The organism is Klenkia sesuvii (assembly GCF_037083825.1).
Lineage (GTDB): Bacteria > Actinomycetota > Actinomycetes > Mycobacteriales > Geodermatophilaceae > Klenkia > Klenkia sesuvii.
Window position 1 is genome coordinate 163,493 of record NZ_JBAPLU010000004.1, and the last position, 18,852, is coordinate 182,344.

Genomic DNA, 18,852 nt, shown 5'->3' on the forward strand with positions numbered 1-18,852 from the left:
CCGGCCACTAGCCTGGGCTGGTGGCTGTGGGGGAGCGAGGGACCGCCGAGGGTGCCAAGGCGCCCCCGGTGTCGCGTGACGAGCTCGGCGACGCGGTCTGGACCGTCCCCAACGCGCTGTCGGTGCTGCGGCTGCTCGGCGTCCCGCTGTTCCTGTGGCTGCTGCTGGGGCCGCAGGCCGACGGCTGGGCGGTCGTCGTCCTCATGGTCTCGGGGGTCACCGACTGGGCCGACGGCAAGCTCGCCCGGGCGCTGGGGCAGTCCAGCCGGCTCGGTGCGCTGCTGGACCCGGCCGCCGACCGGCTCTACATCGTCGCCACCCTGGTCGCCTTCGTCCTCCGCGACGTGGTGCCGCTGTGGTTCGTGGCGGTCATCGTGGCCCGCGAACTGCTGCTGGCCGTCGTCCTGCTCGTGCTGCGCGCCCACGGCTGGCCCCCGCTGCAGGTCCACTACCTGGGCAAGGCGGCCACGTTCATCCTCCTCTACGCCTTCCCCGGCCTGCTGATGGCCGACGGCACCGGCTGGCTGGCCACCGTCATCGCCCCGCCGGCCTACGCCCTGACCATCTGGGGCGGGGCGCTGTACCTGCTGGCCGCCGTCCTGTACGTGGTGCAGGCCGTCGGCCTGGTCCGCCAGAGCCGGGCCGAGCGGTGACCGGCACCCAGCAGGCCTCCCGCACCCGGTCGCTGGGCGCCTCGCTGCTGGACCAGGTGCTCGCCGAGACCGTCGACCCGGCCTACGCGCAGGCCGCTGCCGCGCGGGCCACGCGCCCGGCCCCGACCCGGGCTGCCCGCCGACGGGGCCAGGCCGCGGTCGCGGCCACGATGGCCCTCGCCGGCCTGCTCGCCGCGCTGACCTACGACCAGGCAGCTGCGGGGTCCGAGGGGCGCCAGCAGATCCGCGAGGCCCTGATCGCCGACATCGACCGCGAGTCCGAGGTGACCGACGACCTGGTCACGGGTCTCGCGCAGCTGCAGGCCGACGTCGGCGCCGCCCGCGACCAGGCGCTGTCGGCCTCCGCCGTCGGCCAGGTGGCCCTGGCCGACCTCGCCCGCCAGGAGGCCGGTGCCGCCTCGCAGCCGGTGCGCGGGCCGGGGCTGGTGGTCACCCTGGGCAACGCCCTGCCCTCCGCCGGCGACGACCCGGTGGCCGACGCCACCGCCGACGACGAGGTCGCCCAGGTGCTCGACCGGGACCTGCAGCTGCTGGTCAACGCCCTGTGGTCGGCCGGCGCCGAGGCGATCAGCATCGACGGGCAACGGCTGGGGCCCACCACGACCATCCGGCAGGCCGGCGGGGCGATCCTGGTCGACCTGCGCCCGGTCACCAGCCCCTACGAGGTGCAGGCGATCGGTGACCCCGACGCGCTGAACAACGGCTTCCTGCAGACCCCCGAGGCCACCTACCTGGGCCAGCTGCAGGTCACCTACGACTGGGTGTTCACCTTCGGCCGGTCCGAGGACCTCCAGCTCCCCGGGGCCAGCAGCGCCGAGCTGCGCAACGCCGAACCGGTGGACCCCGCCGGTTCGGCACCGGCGACTGATCCGGCCACCGACCCGGACACACCCCCGACCACGGACGACGGAGACTGACCCGGTGATCCCCATCCTCGGCCTCGCGGTGGGCGTGGTGCTCGGCCTGCTGCTCGACCCGAGCGTGCCGGTCTGGCTGCAGCCCTACCTGCCCATCGCCGTCGTGGCCGCCCTCGACGCCGTCTTCGGCGGCATCCGGGCCCGCTTCGACGGCATCTTCGACGCCCGGGTGTTCGTGGTGTCGTTCGTGTCCAACGTCGTCGTCGCCGCGGTCATCGTCTTCCTGGGTGACCAGCTGGGGGTGGGGGCGCAGCTGTCCACCGCCGTGGTCGTCGTGCTGGGCATCCGCATCTTCGGCAACGCCGCCGCCATCCGCCGACACCTGTTCCGGGCCTGAGGGGAGCACCGATGGCCGACGCCCACCGACCCGACCACGACACCGCCGACCACGACACCGCCGACGCAGACGCCCCGCAGCCGGCGGACGCACCCGCGACCACCCAGGCCGGCGGGCCGTCGCTGTGGCACCGGGTCCGGCACCACCGGCGCGACCGGCTGGCGGCCGCCCTCATCGGGGTGCTCACCCTGCTGCTGGGTTTCGCCTTCGCCGTCCAGGTCCGCAGCACCGACACCGACGCCACCTACAGCGGTGCCCGCGAGGAGGACCTCGTGCGCATCCTCGACGACGTCAACGCCCGCGAGGACCGGTTGCGCGAGCAGATCCAGGAGCAGCGCACGGCCCTGCAGCAGCTGACCGACACCGACAGCCAGTCCGCCGCGGCCCTGGCCGAGGCCCAGCGCCGGGCCACCGAGCTGGGCATCCTCAACGGCAGCATCGCGGCCCAGGGCCCCGGCCTGACGATGACGATCACCGACCCCGAGGGCCAGGTGACCCCCGCGGTCCTGCTGAACGCCATCCAGGAGCTGCGCGGCGCCGGTGCCGAGACGATGCAGGTCGACGACGTCCGCGTCGGGGTGAGCAGCGCGGTCACCGGCTCGGCGGGCAACCTCACCATGGACGGCACGGGCCTCACCGCCCCCTACGTCGTGGTGGTCATCGGCGACCCGCAGGTGCTGGCCACCGCCATGGGCATTCCCGGGGGGGTCAGTGCTGCCGTCCGCGGCAAGGGCGGCGACGTCCGCATCGAGCAGTCCGACCTCGTCGTGGTCGACGCGTTGCGGCCCCTCGACGAGCCTCAATACGCTGAACCCGTCGACGACTGACCGCACCCGTCCCACAGGAGCCCCGCCCCGCATGAGCACGCCCGAGGACCGCCGCTACACCGACCAGCACGAGTGGGCCCAGGTCCAGGGGTCCTCCGGGGCCGCCACCGTGGTGCGCATCGGCATCACCGACCACGCCCAGGACGCCCTGGGCGACATCGTCTACGTGCAGCTGCCCGAGGTCGGGGAGGAGCTCGCGGTGGGCACCCCCGTCGGCGAGGTCGAGTCCACGAAGAGCGTCTCCGACGTCTACGCCCCGCTGGCCGGCACGGTCACCGCGGTGAACGCGGCCCTGGCCGAGGCGCCCGAGACGGTCAACTCCGATCCCTACGGCGAGGGGTGGTTGCTCGAGATCGAGGTCACCGGCGACGTCGAGGACCCCACCGCCGAGCTGCTCGACGCGGCTGCCTACCAGGCGCTGGTCGACCAGGGCTGAGTCCCCCCGGGCACCCCGGGTGCGGCGATCACTATGCTCGCCGGACAGGTCGTCGTCGGCGCGAGCAGCGCGTCGTGGACGGCCTCGCACCACAAGCCTCGACGTCCGGTTGACCCTCGGGTCGGCCGACTGGTTCGATGATCCCGGCCCGTCCGCAGACGCGGCGGCCGACCCACGGCGGGCCGCCCGGCCCGTCGTCCGCCGGCCGGCCGCGGCCCGACCCCCTGCTCGACACCAGAGTCGGCAGGAGGACCGCGGCGGCGCCGCCTGCACACCGGAGGAGACACCGTGCACTGCACTCGATGTGGACACCAGAACCCCGAGGGCAGTCGCTTCTGCGCGCAGTGCGGCTCGGCCCTCTCCGCCGAGCGCGTGGGTGAGTCCACCAGCGTCATCCCCAAGGTGGGCGGCGAGGACTCCGGCGAGGCGCCGCAGACCGGGGAGACGCCGCTCGACGCCCACGCGGGCGCCGTGGAGTCGCTCCCGGCCGGTTCGGCCCTGCTGGTGGTCAAGCGTGGCCCCAACGCCGGCAGCCGCTTCCTGCTCGACCAGGAGGTCACCACCGCAGGCCGGCACCCCGACAGCGACATCTTCCTCGACGACGTCACCGTGAGCCGTCGGCACGTCGAGTTCCACCGCGAGGGCGGCGGCTTCACCGTGCACGACGTCGGCAGCCTCAACGGCACCTACGTCAACCGCGAGCCGGTCGACGTAGCCTCGCTCGCCGGTGGTGACGAGGTGCAGATCGGCAAGTTCCGGCTGGTCTACCTGACCGGGCCGCGCACCGGCGAGCCCGCCACGTCGTGACCGCCGCGCCCCGGCCCGGGGACCAGCTCCCCGACGCGGGCGCGGCCCAGGTCGACGGCCGGCCCCGGTTCACCATCGGCGAGGTGCTCGCCGACCTGCGCGACGAGTACCCCGACGTCACGATCTCCAAGATCCGCTACCTGGAGGGCGAGGACCTCGTCCACCCGCAGCGCACGCCGTCGGGCTACCGCAAGTTCTCCACCGCCGACATCGCGCGCCTGCGCTACGTGCTCACCGCGCAGCGGGACCACTACCTCCCGCTGCGCGTGATCAAGGAGCAGCTCGACGCGATCGACCGGGGGGAGGAGCCGGCCGGCGCGCTCGCCCCACCCGCGGTAGACCCGGGCACCCCGGCGCCGCCGGCCGGGCCGCCGGCCTCGCCCACCGCGCCGGCCGCGGCGACGTCGGGTGCCCCGACCGAGCCGACGACGGAGCCGACGACCGAGCTGACGTCCGGGCCGCTGTCGGAGACCGAGCTCTGCGCGGCCGCGGGCCTGGAGCGGGAGCAGCTGGCCGACTGCGTGCAGTTCGGGCTGCTGGCCCCCGGTGCCGACGGGCGCTACCCGGCGGCCGCGGTGGCGGTGGCCCGCGCGGCCGGCGGGCTGGCCCGGCACGGCATCGAGGCCCGGCACCTGCGGGTGTACCGCACCAGCGCCGAGCGCGAGGCGGCGCTGCTGGAGCAGGTGGTGGCCCCGGCTCTGCTGGCCCGCTCCGAGGACGCGCACGCCCGGGCCGCGGAGCAGCTGACCGACCTGGGGGCGCTCTCGGCCCAGTTGCACACGGCGCTGCTGCAGGCGCGGCTGCGCGAGGTGCTGGGCGCCGACGCCGGCTCCTGACGCCGCGTAGGTTGATGGGCAGCGACCGCAGCACCGGCCCCGCCACCGGCGGGGCCGACCACACCGACCGGGGGAGGCCCGACGTGCAGGAGCTCAGAGTGGTCGGCGTGCGGGTCGAGCTGCCCGGCAACCAGCCGATCCTGCTGCTCAAGGAGACCCAGGGCGAGCGCTACCTGCCGATCTGGATCGGCGCGGTGGAGGCCGCGGCGATCGCGTTCGAGCAGCAGGGGGTGCGGCCGGCGCGGCCGATGACCCACGACCTGCTGCGCGAGGTGGTGACCGCGCTGGGTGCCAGCCTGCAGGCGGTGCACATCACCGAGATGAAGGACGGCATCTACCTGGCCGAGCTGGTGTTCGGGGAGCAGCGCACCGTCAGTGCCCGCCCCTCCGACGCGGTGGCCCTGGCCGTGCGCACCGGCGCGCCGATCTACGGCGCCGAGGCACTGCTCGACGAGGTCGGCATCGAGATCCCCGACGAGCAGGAGGACGAGGTCGAGAAGTTCCGGGAGTTCCTGGACCAGGTGACCCCCGACGACTTCTTCGGACCTGGCCAGCAGGAGTCCGGCAGCTGACCGTCTGTGACGGGGCGGTCACGGCCAGCCCATCGCAGGTCACGGTCAGGTCACCCCGGCGGGTGAGCTGGTCGACACGCCGCACGCCTCGGTTGACCACCCCAGCAGGCCCGCTTACCTTCGACGAATCACCCCGGTGCAAGTCGAGCCCTCGGCTCGGCCGCCGCACGGGGACTGCGACCCGGACGTCCGGTTCGGCCGCTCGACGAGGAGGACGCTGACGTGGGCGACGGCAACCAGGGTCAGCTGTTCACCGACGCAGCCGTGGGCGCTCCCTCCTACGACGAGGCCGACAGCGACGCCTTCGGCTACCGCGGCCCGACGGCGTGCGCCGCCGCTGGTATCACCTATCGGCAGCTGGACTACTGGGCGAGAACAGGTCTGGTCTCCCCGTCGGTGCGCACCGCCACCGGGTCGGGCACCCAGCGCCTCTACAGCTTCCGCGACATCCTGGTGCTCAAGGTCGTCAAGCGTCTGCTGGACACCGGGGTCTCGCTGCAGAACATCCGCAAGGCCGTGGACCACCTGCGCACCCGCGGGGTGAAGGAGCTGTCCAACATCACGCTCCTGTCCGACGGCGCCACCGTCTACGAGTGCACCTCCGCCGAGGAGGTCGTCGACCTGCTCGCCGGCGGGCAGGGCGTGTTCGGCATCGCCGTCTCCGGTGCGCTGCGCGAGCTCTCCGGCGAGCTCGCCGAACTCCCGGCCGAGCGCCTCGACGGCGGGCCGGTGCAGGCCGACGACGAGCTGTCCGCGCGCCGTCGGCGTCGCGCCACCGCCTGACCCCACCCGGGTACGTTCGGGGCGTGGACTTCCCGCTCCCCGCACTGGACGCACTGCAGCCGACCGGGGCGTTCGCCGCCCGGCACATCGGGCCCCGCCCCGCCGACGTCGCCCGCATGCTCGAGGCCGTCGGGCAGCCCTCGCTCGACGCGCTGGTCGACGCCGCGGTGCCCGAGGTCGTGCGCGACCGCAGCCCGCTCCAGGTGCCCGCCGCCGCGGGGGAGGCCGAGGTGCTCGCCGCCCTCCGCGAGCGGGCGGCCGCCAACGAGGTGTTCACCTCGATGATCGGCCTGGGCTACAGCGGCACCACCACCCCGGCGGTGATCCAGCGCTGCATCCTGGAGAACCCGGCCTGGTACACCGCCTACACCCCCTACCAGCCCGAGATCAGCCAGGGCCGGCTGGAGGCCCTGCTCAACTTCCAGACCGTCATCGCCGACCTTACCGGGCTGCCCGTCGCCGGCGCCTCGATGCTCGACGAGGCCACCGCCGCTGCCGAGGCCATGACCCTGGTGCGCCGGGCCGGCCGGGCGAAGCCCGAGAGCGTCTTCGTGGTCGACGCCGACACCCTGCCCCAGACGCTGGCGGTGCTGCAGACCCGGGCGGAGCCGCTGGGCATCACCCTGCACGTGGCCGACCTGTCGCAGGGCTGGCCGGCCGACGTCCCGTCCGCGTTCGGTGTGCTGCTGGCCTACCCGGGTGCCTCCGGGGCGGTGCGCGACCACCGGGCGCTCACCGCGGCCGCGCACGCCGCCGGTGCCGCCGTCGTCGTCGCCGCCGACCTGCTGGCACTGACGCTGCTGGAGGCACCGGGGGAGTGGGGCGCCGACGTCGCCTGCGGCACGACGCAGCGCTTCGGCGTGCCCATGGGCTACGGCGGCCCGCACGCCGGCTACCTGTCGGTGCGCGAGGGCCTGGCCCGGCAGCTGCCCGGCCGCCTGGTGGGCGTCTCGGTGGACGCCGACGGCGACGTCGCCTACCGGCTGGCCCTGCAGACCCGCGAGCAGCACATCCGCCGCGAGAAGGCGACCAGCAACATCTGCACCGCGCAGGTGCTGCTGGCGGTGATCGCCGGGGCCTACGCGACCTACCACGGACCCGAGGGGCTGGCGGCGATCGCGGCGCGCACCCACCGCAGCGCCACCACGCTGGCCGGGTGGCTGCGGGCCGGTGGGGTCGACGTCGTCCACGAGCACTTCTTCGACACCGTGCTGGCCCGGGTGCCCGGGCGCGGTGCCGCCGTGCTCGCCGCTGCCGCCGAGCGCCGGATCAACCTGCGGCTGGTCGACGCCGACCACGTCGCGGTCGCCTGCGACGAGACGACCACGGTGGCCACGCTCCACGACGTCGCCGCCGCCTTCGGCGTCGAGCCCGGAGGCCTGGACGACGCCACCGACGCGTTGCCGGCGCAGCTGCACCGGCGCAGCGAGTACCTGACCCACCCGGGGTTCGCGGCGCACCGCAGCGAGACCGCGATGCTGCGCTACCTGCGCTCGCTGTCGGACAAGGACCTCGCGCTCGACCGCACGATGATCCCGCTGGGCTCGTGCACCATGAAGCTCAACGCCGCCACCGAGATGGCCGCCATCACCTGGCCCGAGTTCGCCGGCCTGCACCCCTTCGCCCCGGCCGAGCAGGCCCGCGGGTACGCCCAGCTGGTCGACGAGCTGTGCGCCGGGCTGGCCGAGATCACCGGGTACGCCGCGGTGAGCGTGCAGCCCAACGCCGGGTCGCAGGGCGAGTTCGCCGGGCTGCTGGCGATCCGCGGGTACCACCAGTCCCGCGGGGACTCCCAGCGCGACGTCTGCCTGATCCCGTCCTCGGCGCACGGCACGAACGCGGCGTCGGCGGTCATGGCCGGCATGCGCGTGGTCGTGGTGGCCTGCGACGACCAGGGCAACGTCGACGTCGCCGACCTGCGGGCCAAGGTCGAGCAGCACGCCGACCGGCTGGCCGCACTGATGATCACCTACCCGTCGACGCACGGGGTGTTCGAGACCGCGGTGTGCGACATCTGCGCCGCGGTGCACGACGCCGGCGGTCAGGTGTACGTCGACGGCGCCAACCTCAACGCGCTGGTCGGGCTCGCCCGCCCGGGGCGCTTCGGCTCCGACGTCAGCCACCTCAACCTGCACAAGACGTTCTGCATCCCACACGGCGGCGGCGGCCCCGGCGTGGGGCCGATCGGTGTGGCCGAGCACCTGGTGCCCTTCCTGCCCGGTCACCCGCTGGTCGAGACCGGTGGGCAGGGCCCCGCGGTGTCGGGCGCGCCCTTCGGGTCGGCGGGCATCCTGCCGATCTCGTGGGCCTACCTCCGGCTCATGGGCCCCGACGGCCTGCGCTCGGCCACCGAGCACGCGATCCTGGCCGCCAACTACGTGGCCGCCCGGCTGCGCGAGCACTACCCGGTGCTCTACACCGGCGCCGAGGGGCTCGTGGCCCACGAGTGCATCCTCGACATCCGCGGCATCACCAAGGCCACCGGCGTCACCAACGACGACATCGCCAAGCGGCTGGTCGACTACGGCTTCCACGCCCCGACCATGAGCTTCCCGGTCAACGGCACGCTGATGGTCGAGCCGACCGAGAGCGAGGACCTCGCCGAGCTCGACCGGTTCGTCGACGCGATGGTCGCCATCCGTGGCGAGATCGCCCGGGTGGAGTCGGGGGAGTGGGACGCCACCGACAACCCGCTGCGCAACGCCCCGCACACGCTGGCGATGCTGGCCCGCGACTGGGACCGGCCGTACTCCCGCGAGGTCGCCGTCCACCCGCTGCCCGCGCTGGTCGACCGCTCGTACCTGGCTCCGGTGCGCCGCATCGACGGCGCCCACGGCGACCGCAACCTGGTGTGCTCGTGCCCGTCCCCCGAGGCGTTCGCCGACGTCGAGCCCGCGCCGGTCGCTGCGCAGCAGCCGCGGGCGGACGGCGACCCCGAGGGCGTCGGCACCGTCCAGGAACTCGCCCAGGCCTGACCTCCGCTTTCCCGGCCCCGCCCCCCTCGGCCCCTGGCCCCGCCCCCGGCCCCCGGGGCGTGGGAGCCCATGCACCCGGTTCCGGAGGTCCGGACCGGGTGCATGGGCTCCCATGCCGGGTGCGGGTGGGGTCAGGCGGGCGACTCCACCGTCACGACCGGGCAGTGCGCCTCGGCGATGACCCGCATGGCGTTGCTGCCCCGCAGGAACGTCATCGTCACCGACCGGCGGCGCGCGGGCAGCACCACCATGTCCGCGCCGTCGGTAAGGGTGATGAGGGCCTGGGCGACGTCCTCGGGCTGCTCGTGCACCACGTGGTCGACCCCGTCGGCGCTCGAGGCGATGGGCTCCCGCGGACGACGTCGATGATCCAGTTGGCCGAGGTCACCGGGGTCTCCTGGGCGACCGCGCAGGGCCACGTCGCGGCTCTCGACGCCGGCGGCCGGCTCGACCTGCACCTGGAGCACGGGACCACCGGACGGAACGAGCAGCGCTACACGCCCCGCGGCTGAGCCTGCGCCTCGGCCATCCACGCGCTGAGCCCGTCGGCGTCGACCGGCAGCGCGTCCGACAGCACCCGCGGCGCGCCGTCGGTGACCACCAGGTCGTCCTCCAGCCGGACGGCGATGCCGCGCAGCTCGTCGGGCACGGTGCGGTCGTTGACCTGGAAGTACAGACCGGGCTCCACGGTGAGGCAGTGCCCGGGCTGCAGGGTGGTGGCCAGGTACTCGGCCCCGTCGAGGCGGGCGCAGTCGTGCACGTCGAGGCCGAGCAGGTGGCTGGTGGAGTGCAGCGTGTACCGCCGGTGCGCCCCGGCGCCGGGCCGCTCGAGGTCGGGGTGCAGCGCGTCGTCGGCGGGGTGGGTGATCAACCCCCAGCGGTGCAGGTGGTCGGCGAGCACCCACTGGGCCGCGTGGTGGGCGGCCAGGAAGGGGTTGCCGGCGCGCACCTCGGCGATGCCGGCCAGGTGCGCCTCCCGGACGGCGTCGTGGACCCGCCGTTGCACCGGCGTCCAGGTGCCGTCGAGGGAGAAGGTGCGGGTGACGTCGGCGGTGTACAGCGACGTGGTCTCCACCCCCATGTCGGCCAGCAGCAGCTGCCCGGGGCGCAGGTCGCCGTCGACCGGCGCCCAGTGCAGCGAGGTGCCGTTGGCCCCGGCGGCGACGATCGAGGAGTACCCGACGTCGTTGCCCTCCAGCCGGGCACGGCGCCAGAAGGTGCCCTCGAGCCAGCGTTCACCTCGCCGCCCGCCGGCCGCCAGCAGGCCGGGCAGCTCCGCGACGACGTCGGCGAACCCGCGCGCGGTGGCCGCGCACGCCTCGGCGAGCCGGTCGACCTCCCACTGGTCCTTGACCGCCCGCAGCCGGTCGATCGCGGGGCCGAGCTCGGGGTCACCCGGGCCCAGGTCGGGGTCGATGCCACCGAGCACCCGGGGGTCCACGGCCGAGCGCAGGTCGGCGGCCAGCTCGGTGCGCGGCTTGACCTGGACGTCGAGCCGGTGCGCGGTCGTCGCCGCCGAGGGGATGCCGCCGACCCACAGCGCGCCCTCGCGGCGGTCGGTGACGTAGGCGAGGGTTCCCGGGCCGGCCGAGGGCGGCAGGTAGAGGATGGCCGCGCCGTCGGGGGCCAGCAGCAGGACGGCACCCTCGGCCTGGTCGCCGGTCAGCCAGGTGTAGGCGCTGGCCGGCCGGAAGCCGAACACGGTGTCGTTGGCCCGCACGGGCGCCGTCCCCGACGGGACGACGACCGCGCGGCCGGGCAGGGCGGCCAGCAGCCGGGCGCGGTGCGCGGCGGCCGCCTGGGCGGCTCCCGGGACGGCCGGGTGCGGAGCCTCGGGCTCGGGGTCCCACCCGTCGGCCAGCGTGGTCTGCACCCAGGGACCGAAGGGCTGGTCGTGGGGGGCACGACGGGTGGGGTCGGGGGAGCTCATGCGCCCAGTCTCCCGGGGCTCGACCGCAGGGCGCTCACGCGGCGGACACGAAGACGCAGAACGGGTGCCCGGCCGGGTCGGTGAGCACGTACAGCGGCTCGTCGGGGTCGTCGCTGCGGTCGTACCGGACGGCGGCCCCCAGCTCCTGTGCTCGGTGCAGCACGGCCTGGAGCGCCTCCACGTCGGGGACCGAGCAGTCGAGGTGCAGCTGCATGGGCACGGCGTCGTCGGGCCAGGTGGTGGGGGTCAGCTCGTCGACCTGCTGGAACGCCAGCTGCACGGCGCCGGCCGGCCCGTGCAGCACCAGCCACTCGAGCTCGTCGGCGCCCGGTGCACCCGGTTCGTCGCCCGGCCGGTAGGCGTACCCGAACAGGTCACGGTAGAACTCGGCCAGCTGACGCACGTCGGTGCCGTCGAGCACCACCTGGCGGATCGTGGGGGTCACCATGCCCTCACCCTGCACCCGGGGTACGACAACCTCAGCCCGTGCGGCCGCGCCCCGCTCGGTGCGACGGGCTGGTCCTGTCGGTGCCCCGTGCCATGGTCGTCGGCATGAGACCCGTCATCACCCTGCTGACCCTCGGCGTCGCCGACCTGCCCCGCGCCCGCGCGTTCTACGCCGCCCTGGGGTGGCGGGAGTCCGGTGACTCCCAGGAGTCGGTCGCCTTCCTGCACGGGGCCGGCACCCACCTGGGGCTGTGGTCGCGCACCGAACTCGCCGCCGACTCCGAAGTGCCCGACGACGCCGGCGGGTGGGGCGGCATCACCCTGGCCCACAACGTGGGGTCGCCGGCCGAGGTCGACGCGGTGCTCGCCGAGGCAACGGCCGCGGGCGGCACGGTGCTGCGTCGCGGCTCGGCCACCTCCTGGGGCGGCTACAACGGGGTGTTCGCCGACCCCGACGGCCACCGGTGGGAGATCGCGCACAACCCGAGCTGGCCGCTGGACGAGCAGGGCCGGGCCCTGCTGCCCGGCTGAGACGACGGGTGGGGGATCAGAGCTTGCGCAGCAGCACCCGGCGCACCGAGTGGTCGGCCGCCTTCTGCAGCACCAGCCGCGCCCGCGACCGGGTCGGCGCGATGTTGTGCCGCAGGTTCGGCCCGTTCACCGCTGCCCAGATGCCGCGTGCGGTCCCCACGGCCTCGTCGTCGGTCAGGTCGGCGAACCGGTGGAAGTAGGCGCCCGAGTCCTGGAAGGCCGTGCGGCGCAGGGCCAGGAAGCGTTCGACGTACCACTGCTCGACGTCGGCCTCGCCCGCGTCGACGTAGACCGAGAAGTCGAAGAAGTCCGACAGGAACACCTCGGGCACGCGGCCGTCGGCACGGCTGCCGGCCTGCAGCACGTTGAGGCCCTCGAGCACCAGGACGTCGGGCCCGTCGACCACCTGCGCCCGGTCGGGCACCACGTCGTAGCTCTGGTGGGAGTACAGCGGGGCGCTGACCGACCCGCGCCCGCTCTTCACGTCGGCCAGGAAGCGCAGCAGCGCGCGCCGGTCGTAGGTCTCGGGGAAGCCCTTGCGGCCCAGCTGCCCACGGGCCTCGAGCGTGGCGTTGGGGTACAGGAAGCCGTCGGTGGTGACCAGGTCCACCCGCGGGGTGTCCGGCTGAGCGGCCAGCAGCACCTGCAGCAGGCGGGCGGTGGTGCTCTTGCCCACCGCGACGCTGCCGGCGACGGCGATGACGTAGGGCACCTTGGCCGTGCTGGTGCCCAGGAACTCCGACTGCGCGGTCCACAACCGGCGGCTGGCCGTCACCTGGAGGGCCAGCAGGCGGGCCAGCGGCAGGTAGACGGTGCGCACCTCGTCGAGGTCGATGCGGTCGCCCAGGGTGGCCAGCCGCGCCAGCTCCTCGGCGTCCAGCGGCAACTCCTGCCCGTCGGCCAAGGCGCGCCACTGCGCCCGGTCGAAGGCGGCGTAGGGCGAGGGATGGCTCCTCGTCGAGACCGTCACGGCGACCATGGTGCCGTCGTGCCGGGCGTCCCCCTCGCCCGGGTGGCCCCGACACGGTCGGTGGGTGCATCGGGCCGGCCGCGTCTAGGGTGCGGGTGTGCCGAAGCGACCCGCTCTGCTGGACCGCATCGAGCGCTACTTCGCCCTCTCGCCGCTCCCCGACACCCCGGTGCGCACGGTGGGCGGGTTGGTGGTGCCGACGGGGTCACCCGACTGGCCCTACCCGGCCCGACCGGTGCCCGGCGGTGGTCCGGTGGCTGCCACCGACGTCGAGGAGGCCCTGGCCGTCCAGCGCGCGGCGGGCCTGCCGGAGGCCGTCGAGTGGTTCGCCGAGCGCAACCCCGGGCTCGGTACGGCGGTCCGGGCCGCCGGCCTGGTCGTCGACGAGCTGCCGCTGCTGGTCGCCGTCGACGACGTCGAGGTCACCCTGCCCGAAGGGGTGCGGTTCTACCTGGTCGGCGCGGAGGACCCCCAGCTGGCCACCTACCAGCGCCTGGCGCAGCTGGCCTTCGCCGTCCCGGTGGGGGCGGCAGCCGGACCGGTCTCGTCGGCGCCCGGGGTGGCCCCCGAGCGGCTGGTCGACCCGCCGCAACCCACCGACGTGCTGCGCGAGCGCATCGCGGCCGGTCGGACGGTGATGATGGTGGCCGTCGAGGACGGCGACCCGGTGGCGGTCGGCTCCCACCAGCCCCTCGACGTCGACGGCGTGGGGTTCAGCGAGATCGTCGGTGTCGCCACCTTGCCCCGGTTCCGGGGCCGTGGTCTGGGCGCCGGGCTGGCCTCGACCCTAGTCGAGCACGCCCGCGAGACCGTCGACACGGTGTTCCTCGCCGCCGGCGACGACGACGTGGCCCGCGTCTACGAACGGGTGGGCTTCGCCCGCATCGGCACCACGCTGGTGGGGGAACGACCCACCGACTGACCGGCCCGCCGGGTCCGGCGCAGACCGCGGAGCACGCTCGTCGGACCGCGCCCGTCCGATCGTGCCCGTCCGATCGTGCCCGTCGCGTCCGCTAGCTGCCGGTGGCGGCCTCGGCCGCGGCGTCGAGGGCCGACCGGGCGGCGGGCCACTCCACCTCGGTCGGGAAGGCGGCCAGCAGCACCACCACGGTGCCGGCGACCAGACCGACCGAGTGCAGGTGCCGGACGCCGTCCAGGCAGCACATCCAGCCCTGCTTGGCCGCCACGTCCGGCTCCCGCTCCAGCAGGTCGGCACCCAGCAGGCCGAAGGACTGGTCGAAGCCGTCGGCGCCCAGCGGGGTCGCCCGGTGGAGGGCGCCGAGCACGCGGTCGGCGTCGTCGGGGTGGGCCACGTCGGGCAGCTGCACGAGGAAGCGCGCCAGGTCCGCCGCCGTGGTGGTGGTGCTGCCCCAGACTCCGGGGTCCGGTGTGGGGGGCGCGGTGCCCGTCAGGCCGTACCGCGCGACGACGTCGGCCAGCACCGCCGCGCCGTCGTGGGCCACCCAGAGCTCGGAGGCCGCCGCGTCGTCGGACACGGTCAGCATCGCCTCGATCCGCTGCAGGTCCGCGGCCGGCAGCGGAGCACCGGCGACGCGGGCGGCGGCCAGCACCCCCTCGGCGAGGTAGAGCTTCACCAACGACGCCGTGGGGACCGGCGAACCGACGTCCCCCGCGGCGGAGGTGCCGGCCACGGACCGGGCCGACGCGTCGGCGGTCGTGCCCGGCACCTGGGCCGGGTCCTGCGGGGTGACCAGCACGGTCACCGCCCCGGCGGCCCCGAACGCGGCCCGGGCGGCGAGCGCGGGGTCGGTCTGGGCAGTCGTCCCGACCCGGTCGGTCGCCTCGGCCCCGGCCGGCAACATGGCCCCGGCCGGCGGCGCGGACGCCGTCGGGGTGGGGGCCGACCCGGTCCCCGGCGCGGCCGCAGCCGGGCCCGGGACCGACAGCAGACCGGCGACCAGACCGGCGCTGAGCACCGTGACCCGTCCACCCCGACCGCGCATGGTCGTGCGCTACCCGGTGGGGCCCCAGGTCCACACCGGGTGCGTCGTGCCGATCAGGACACCTCGTAGGTGGGCACCAGGGTCGCGCGGGCCAGCGTGTGGCTGAAGAGGTTGAACCCCAGGAAGGCGCAGGAGGCCTCGGCCGGCACGCCCAGGTCGTCGGTGTCCAGCGCGTGCACCACCACGAAGTAGCGGTGCGGGCCGTGGCCCTCCGGCGGTGCGGCGCCCACGAACCCGGCGAACCCGGCGTCGTTGCGCAGCTGGAGCGCACCGTCGGGCAGCTCGCCGTCGGCCGCGCCGGAGGGCAGCTCGGTCACCGAGGCCGGGATGCCGGTCACGGCCCAGTGCCAGAACCCGCTCGCGGTGGGGGCGTCGGGGTCGTAGACGGTGACGGCGTAGCCCTTCGTGCCCTCGGGGGCGCCTGACCACGACAGCTGCGGCGAGCGGTCCTCGCCGTCCAGGCCCATCTTCCCGCTGACCTGCTCGCGGCCCATCGGCTCGCCGTCGCGGACGTCGGTGCTGGTCACGGTGAACCCGGGGACCTGGGGCAGGAAGTCGTAGGGGTTGGGCGGCGTGGGACGGGACATGGCGGTGCTCCTCCGGCTCGCGGGACTCGGTCGCACCCAACGTAGGAGGGGGAGCGGCGTCCCGCTCGACAGGTGGAGACGATCTTCGCGCCGTACCGTGCACGGCGTGCTCGGACTCCCAGACGCCATCCGTGGCTGCCTCTTCGACCTCGACGGGGTCCTCACCCGGACCGCGACGGTGCACCAGGCCGCCTGGAAGCGCACCTTCGACGGCTTCCTCCACGACCGCGACCCGCAGGCGGGGGAGTTCACCGACTCCGACTACCAGCGCTACGTCGACGGCAAGCCGCGGGCCGACGGCGTCCGCGACTTCCTCGCCTCCCGTGGCATCGAGCTGCCGGAAGGGTCCCCGGACGACGGACCGGGTGCGGCGACCGTGCAGGGCGTCGCCACCCGCAAGAACGACCTGGTGCAGGCCGAGCTCGACGAGCACGGCGTCGACGTCTACGAGGGGTCGCTGCGCTACCTGCGGGCGGTCAAGGACGCCGGGCTGCCCGTCGCCGTCGTGACCGCCTCGGCCAACGGCGAGAAGGTCATCGCCGCCGGCGGCTTCGCCGACCTGGTGGACGCCCGCATCGACGGCGTGGTCACCGCCCGTGAGGGTTACCGCGGCAAGCCCGCACCCGACACGTTCCTGGCCGGGGCCCGGGCGCTGGGTCTGTCCCCGGCCGAGGCCGTGGTGTTCGAGGACGCCCAGTCCGGCGTGGCCGCGGGGCGGGCCGGGGAGTTCGGGTTCGTGGTGGGAGTCGACCGGGTGGGCCAGGCCGACGAGCTGCGGGCGCACGGCGCCGACGTCGTGGTCACCGACCTGGCGCAGCTGCTGTGACCGAGCTTGCGAGGTCACGCACGAGCACGGCACCGATCGGCACGGCGTCGGCGAGCGCCAGCGAGGTGACGTCGTGACCGAGGGGCGGGCGCACTTCCCGGTCGAGCCGTGGGCGGTGACCGAGACCGCCATCGACCACGAGAGCCTGGCGGTCAACGAGTCGGTGTTCGCCCTGGCCAACGGGCACATCGGCATGCGGGGAACCCTGGAGGAGGGCGAGCCCTCCGCCGTCCCGGGCACCTACCTGAACGGGTACTTCGAGGAGCGGCCGCTGCCCTACGCCGAGGCCGGCTACGGGTTCCCCGAGGAGGGGCAGACCGTCGTCAACGTGACCGACGGCAAGCTCATCAGGCTGCTGGTCGGTGACTCGCCGCTGGACCTGGACTACGGCCAGGTGATCGCCCACCGGCGCACCCTGGACCTGCGGGCCGGGGTGCTGGAGCGGGTCACCGAGTGGCGCTCGCCCAACGGGCGCACCGTCGAGGTGCGCAGCACCCGGCTGGTGTCGCTCACCCGTCGGTCGATCGCCGCGATCCGCTACGAGGTGCGCTGCACCGACGACCGCGGCGACCTGTACGTGGCCCTCCAGTCCGACCTGCTGGCCAACGAGGTGGTCGAGAACACCGGCGCCGACGACCCCCGCGCCGCGGCCGCCCTGCGCAAGCCGCTGGTGGCCGAGCAGCACACCGGGAAGGGCCGGCACGCCGTCCTGGTGCACCGGACGAAGGCCAGCGGGTTGCGCATGGCCGCCGGGATGGACCACGACGTGCTCACCCCCGACAGCGTCAACGAGGACCTGGAGGTCTCCGGCGACCTCGCCCGCTACACCCTGGCCGCCCGGCTGCCGGCGGGTGAGAAGCTGCGGCTGACCAAGTACCTGGCCTACGGCTGGTCCTCCCGCCGCTCCCCGGCCGCGCTCCGCGACCAGGTCGAGGGCGTGCTGGGCATCGCCAAGCTGGCCGGCTGGGAGCGGCTGGTCTCCGAGCAGCGCGAACTGCTGGACGGGCACTGGGCCCAGGCCGACGTCACCATCGAGGGCGACGACGAGCTGCAGCAGGCGGTCCGGGTGGGCATGTTCCACGTCCTGCAGGCCGGCCTGCGCGCCGAGCGCCAGCCCATCCCCGCCAAGGGCCTCACCGGCCCCGGGTACGACGGCCACGCCTTCTGGGACACCGAGACCTACGTGCTGCCGGTGCTCACCTACACCGCCCCCGAGGCGGTGCGCGACGCCCTCATCTGGCGCTGGACCACCCTCGACCTGGCCCGCGAGCGGGCCCGGGTCCTCGGGCACGGGGGTGCCGCCTTCCCGTGGCGCACCATCCGCGGCGAGGAGACCAGCGGCTACTGGCCGGCCGGGACCGCGGCCTTCCACGTCAACGCCGACATCGCCGACGCCGTCGTCCGGTACTGGCACGCCACCCACGACGAGGAGTTCGACGCCGCGCACGGCACCGAGATCCTGGTCGAGACCGCCCGCCTGTGGGCGTCGCTGGGTCACCTGGACGACGGGCGCGGCTTCCGCATCGACGGGGTCACCGGCCCCGACGAGTACACCGCCGTGGTCGACAACAACGTCTACACCAACCTCATGGCGCAGCGGAACCTGCGCGAGGCCGCCGCGGCGGTGGGCCGCCGCCCCGAGGTCGCCGCCCGGCTGCAGGTGACCGAGGCGGAGGTCGCGGTCTGGGTCGAGGCGGCCGACCAGATGCGGATCCCGTTCGACGACCACCTCGGCGTGCACATGACCAGCGAGGGCTTCACCCGCCACCAGGAGTGGGACTTCGAGGGCACCCCGCCCGACAGGTACCCCCTGCTGCTGCACTACCCCTACTTCGAGATCTACCGCAAGCAGGTGGTCAAGCAGGCCGACCTCGTCATGGCCCTGCACCTGCGCGGCGACGCCTTCACCCACGAGGAGAAGGTCGCCGACTTCGCCTACTACGAGGCCCGCACCGTGCGGGACTCCTCACTGTCGGCCGCCCAGCAGGCCGTGGTGGCCGCGGAGGTCGGGCACCTGCAGCTGGCGCACGACTACTGGGGCGAGGCGGCGCTGACCGACCTGCAGAACCTGCACGGCAACTCCGGGCACGGCCTGCACATCGCCTCGCTGGCCGGTGGCTGGACGGTGGCCGTCGCCGGCTTCGGCGGGATGCGCGACCACGACGGCCGGCTGACCTTCGCCCCCCGCCTGCCGCCGCGGCTCGCGGGTCTCGGCTTCCGGGTCGTCCACCGCGGGCGGTGCCTGCGGGTGCGGATCACCGGGGAGCAGGCCAGTTACCAGCTCGTGTCGGGGGAGCCGATGGAGATCGGCCACCACGGCGAGACGGTGACGGTGACGGCCGACGAGCTGGTGCTGGCGGTCCCGCCGGCACCCGACGTGGAGCCCGTGCGCCAGCCCGCCGGCTGCGCCCCGCGGCGCCGGGGGCGCTGAGG

The 18,852-nt window shown here is 74.7% G+C and carries 20 protein-coding genes; 14 read left to right on the plus strand and 6 right to left on the minus strand.

The window, feature by feature from the left end:
- Positions 1–20: 20 nt before the first annotated feature.
- From clsA to gcvP, 10 genes are all read left to right on the plus strand, one after another.
- Entirely contained in the window at positions 21–653 is a 633-nt protein-coding gene (gene clsA / locus TEK04_RS05815) for a cardiolipin synthase ClsA (protein ID WP_336403373.1), read from the plus strand.
- Positions 650–1,591, plus strand: coding sequence for a DUF881 domain-containing protein (locus tag TEK04_RS05820; protein WP_336403374.1), 942 nt, complete (start codon positions 650–652; stop codon positions 1,589–1,591). Before clsA ends, TEK04_RS05820 begins: the two co-directional genes overlap by 4 nt.
- 4 nt (positions 1,592–1,595) lie before the next feature.
- Complete coding sequence (locus TEK04_RS05825; protein ID WP_336403375.1) at positions 1,596–1,928, plus strand: small basic family protein; 333 nt, start codon at positions 1,596–1,598, stop codon at positions 1,926–1,928.
- 11 nt (positions 1,929–1,939) lie between these two features.
- Entirely contained in the window at positions 1,940–2,755 is an 816-nt protein-coding gene (locus TEK04_RS05830) for a DUF881 domain-containing protein (RefSeq protein ID WP_336403376.1), read from the plus strand.
- Between the two features lie 31 nt (positions 2,756–2,786).
- On the plus strand, positions 2,787–3,191 hold the full coding sequence (gcvH, locus tag TEK04_RS05835; RefSeq protein ID WP_336403377.1) for a glycine cleavage system protein GcvH: 405 nt from the start codon (positions 2,787–2,789) through the stop codon (positions 3,189–3,191).
- A gap of 288 nt (positions 3,192–3,479) precedes the next feature.
- Positions 3,480–3,998 carry an oxoglutarate dehydrogenase inhibitor Odhl gene (gene odhI, locus TEK04_RS05840; protein ID WP_336403378.1) on the plus strand — a complete coding sequence of 173 codons (519 nt, stop codon included), beginning with the start codon at positions 3,480–3,482 and terminating at the stop codon, positions 3,996–3,998.
- On the plus strand, positions 3,995–4,834 hold the full coding sequence (gene ftsR, locus TEK04_RS05845) for a transcriptional regulator FtsR (RefSeq protein ID WP_336403379.1): 840 nt from the start codon (positions 3,995–3,997) through the stop codon (positions 4,832–4,834). The genes odhI and ftsR overlap by 4 nt, the downstream gene beginning before the upstream one ends.
- An 83-nt stretch (positions 4,835–4,917) precedes the next feature.
- On the plus strand, positions 4,918–5,406 hold the full coding sequence (locus TEK04_RS05850) for a bifunctional nuclease family protein (RefSeq protein ID WP_336403380.1): 489 nt from the start codon (positions 4,918–4,920) through the stop codon (positions 5,404–5,406).
- A 222-nt stretch (positions 5,407–5,628) separates the two neighbouring features.
- Positions 5,629–6,189 (plus strand): MerR family transcriptional regulator, encoded by a 561-nt coding sequence (locus TEK04_RS05855; protein WP_432277317.1) that lies wholly within the window; start codon positions 5,629–5,631, stop codon positions 6,187–6,189.
- A gap of 23 nt (positions 6,190–6,212) precedes the next feature.
- A complete protein-coding gene (gcvP, locus tag TEK04_RS05860; protein ID WP_336403381.1) occupies positions 6,213–9,164 on the plus strand; it encodes an aminomethyl-transferring glycine dehydrogenase in 2,952 nt (983 codons plus the stop codon).
- Positions 9,165–9,295: 131 nt separating this feature from the next.
- Here gcvP and TEK04_RS05865 read toward each other — a convergent pair whose 3' ends face one another.
- From TEK04_RS05865 to TEK04_RS05875, 3 genes are read right to left on the minus strand one after another with little or no spacing between them, the layout of a single operon-like run.
- Positions 9,296–9,631 carry a universal stress protein gene (locus tag TEK04_RS05865; protein ID WP_336403382.1) on the minus strand — a complete coding sequence of 112 codons (336 nt, stop codon included), beginning with the start codon at positions 9,629–9,631 and terminating at the stop codon, positions 9,296–9,298.
- 26 nt (positions 9,632–9,657) lie between these two features.
- Entirely contained in the window at positions 9,658–11,094 is a 1,437-nt protein-coding gene (locus TEK04_RS05870) for an aminopeptidase P N-terminal domain-containing protein (RefSeq protein ID WP_336403383.1), read from the minus strand.
- A gap of 34 nt (positions 11,095–11,128) precedes the next feature.
- A complete protein-coding gene (locus TEK04_RS05875) occupies positions 11,129–11,542 on the minus strand; it encodes a VOC family protein (protein WP_336403384.1) in 414 nt (137 codons plus the stop codon).
- Positions 11,543–11,646: 104 nt separating this feature from the next.
- Here TEK04_RS05875 and TEK04_RS05880 point away from each other — a divergent pair, with 104 nt between their 5' ends.
- Positions 11,647–12,072: a VOC family protein gene (locus TEK04_RS05880; RefSeq protein WP_336403385.1), complete on the plus strand. Its 426-nt coding sequence runs from the start codon at positions 11,647–11,649 to the stop codon at positions 12,070–12,072.
- 16 nt (positions 12,073–12,088) lie between these two features.
- Here the strand turns inward: TEK04_RS05880 and coaA are convergent, their stop codons facing one another.
- On the minus strand, positions 12,089–13,051 hold the full coding sequence (gene coaA / locus TEK04_RS05885; protein ID WP_336403386.1) for a type I pantothenate kinase: 963 nt from the start codon (positions 13,049–13,051) through the stop codon (positions 12,089–12,091).
- An 88-nt stretch (positions 13,052–13,139) separates the two neighbouring features.
- On the opposite strand from coaA, the gene TEK04_RS05890 reads away from it, so the two are divergent.
- Entirely contained in the window at positions 13,140–13,964 is an 825-nt protein-coding gene (locus tag TEK04_RS05890; RefSeq protein WP_336403387.1) for a GNAT family N-acetyltransferase, read from the plus strand.
- A 91-nt stretch (positions 13,965–14,055) separates the two neighbouring features.
- On the opposite strand, the gene TEK04_RS05895 is transcribed toward TEK04_RS05890, so the two are convergent.
- On the minus strand, positions 14,056–14,979 hold the full coding sequence (locus tag TEK04_RS05895) for a serine hydrolase (RefSeq protein ID WP_336403388.1): 924 nt from the start codon (positions 14,977–14,979) through the stop codon (positions 14,056–14,058).
- Between the two features lie 80 nt (positions 14,980–15,059).
- Positions 15,060–15,593: a YbhB/YbcL family Raf kinase inhibitor-like protein gene (locus TEK04_RS05900; protein ID WP_336403389.1), complete on the minus strand. Its 534-nt coding sequence runs from the start codon at positions 15,591–15,593 to the stop codon at positions 15,060–15,062.
- Positions 15,594–15,699: 106 nt separating this feature from the next.
- Here TEK04_RS05900 and TEK04_RS05905 point away from each other — a divergent pair, with 106 nt between their 5' ends.
- Positions 15,700–16,419 (plus strand): HAD family hydrolase, encoded by a 720-nt coding sequence (locus TEK04_RS05905; RefSeq protein ID WP_336403390.1) that lies wholly within the window; start codon positions 15,700–15,702, stop codon positions 16,417–16,419.
- Positions 16,420–16,492: 73 nt separating this feature from the next.
- Positions 16,493–18,850, plus strand: a complete 2,358-nt coding sequence (locus TEK04_RS05910) for a glycoside hydrolase family 65 protein (RefSeq protein WP_336403391.1) — start codon at positions 16,493–16,495, stop codon at positions 18,848–18,850.
- The last annotated feature ends 2 nt before the right edge of the window (positions 18,851–18,852 follow it).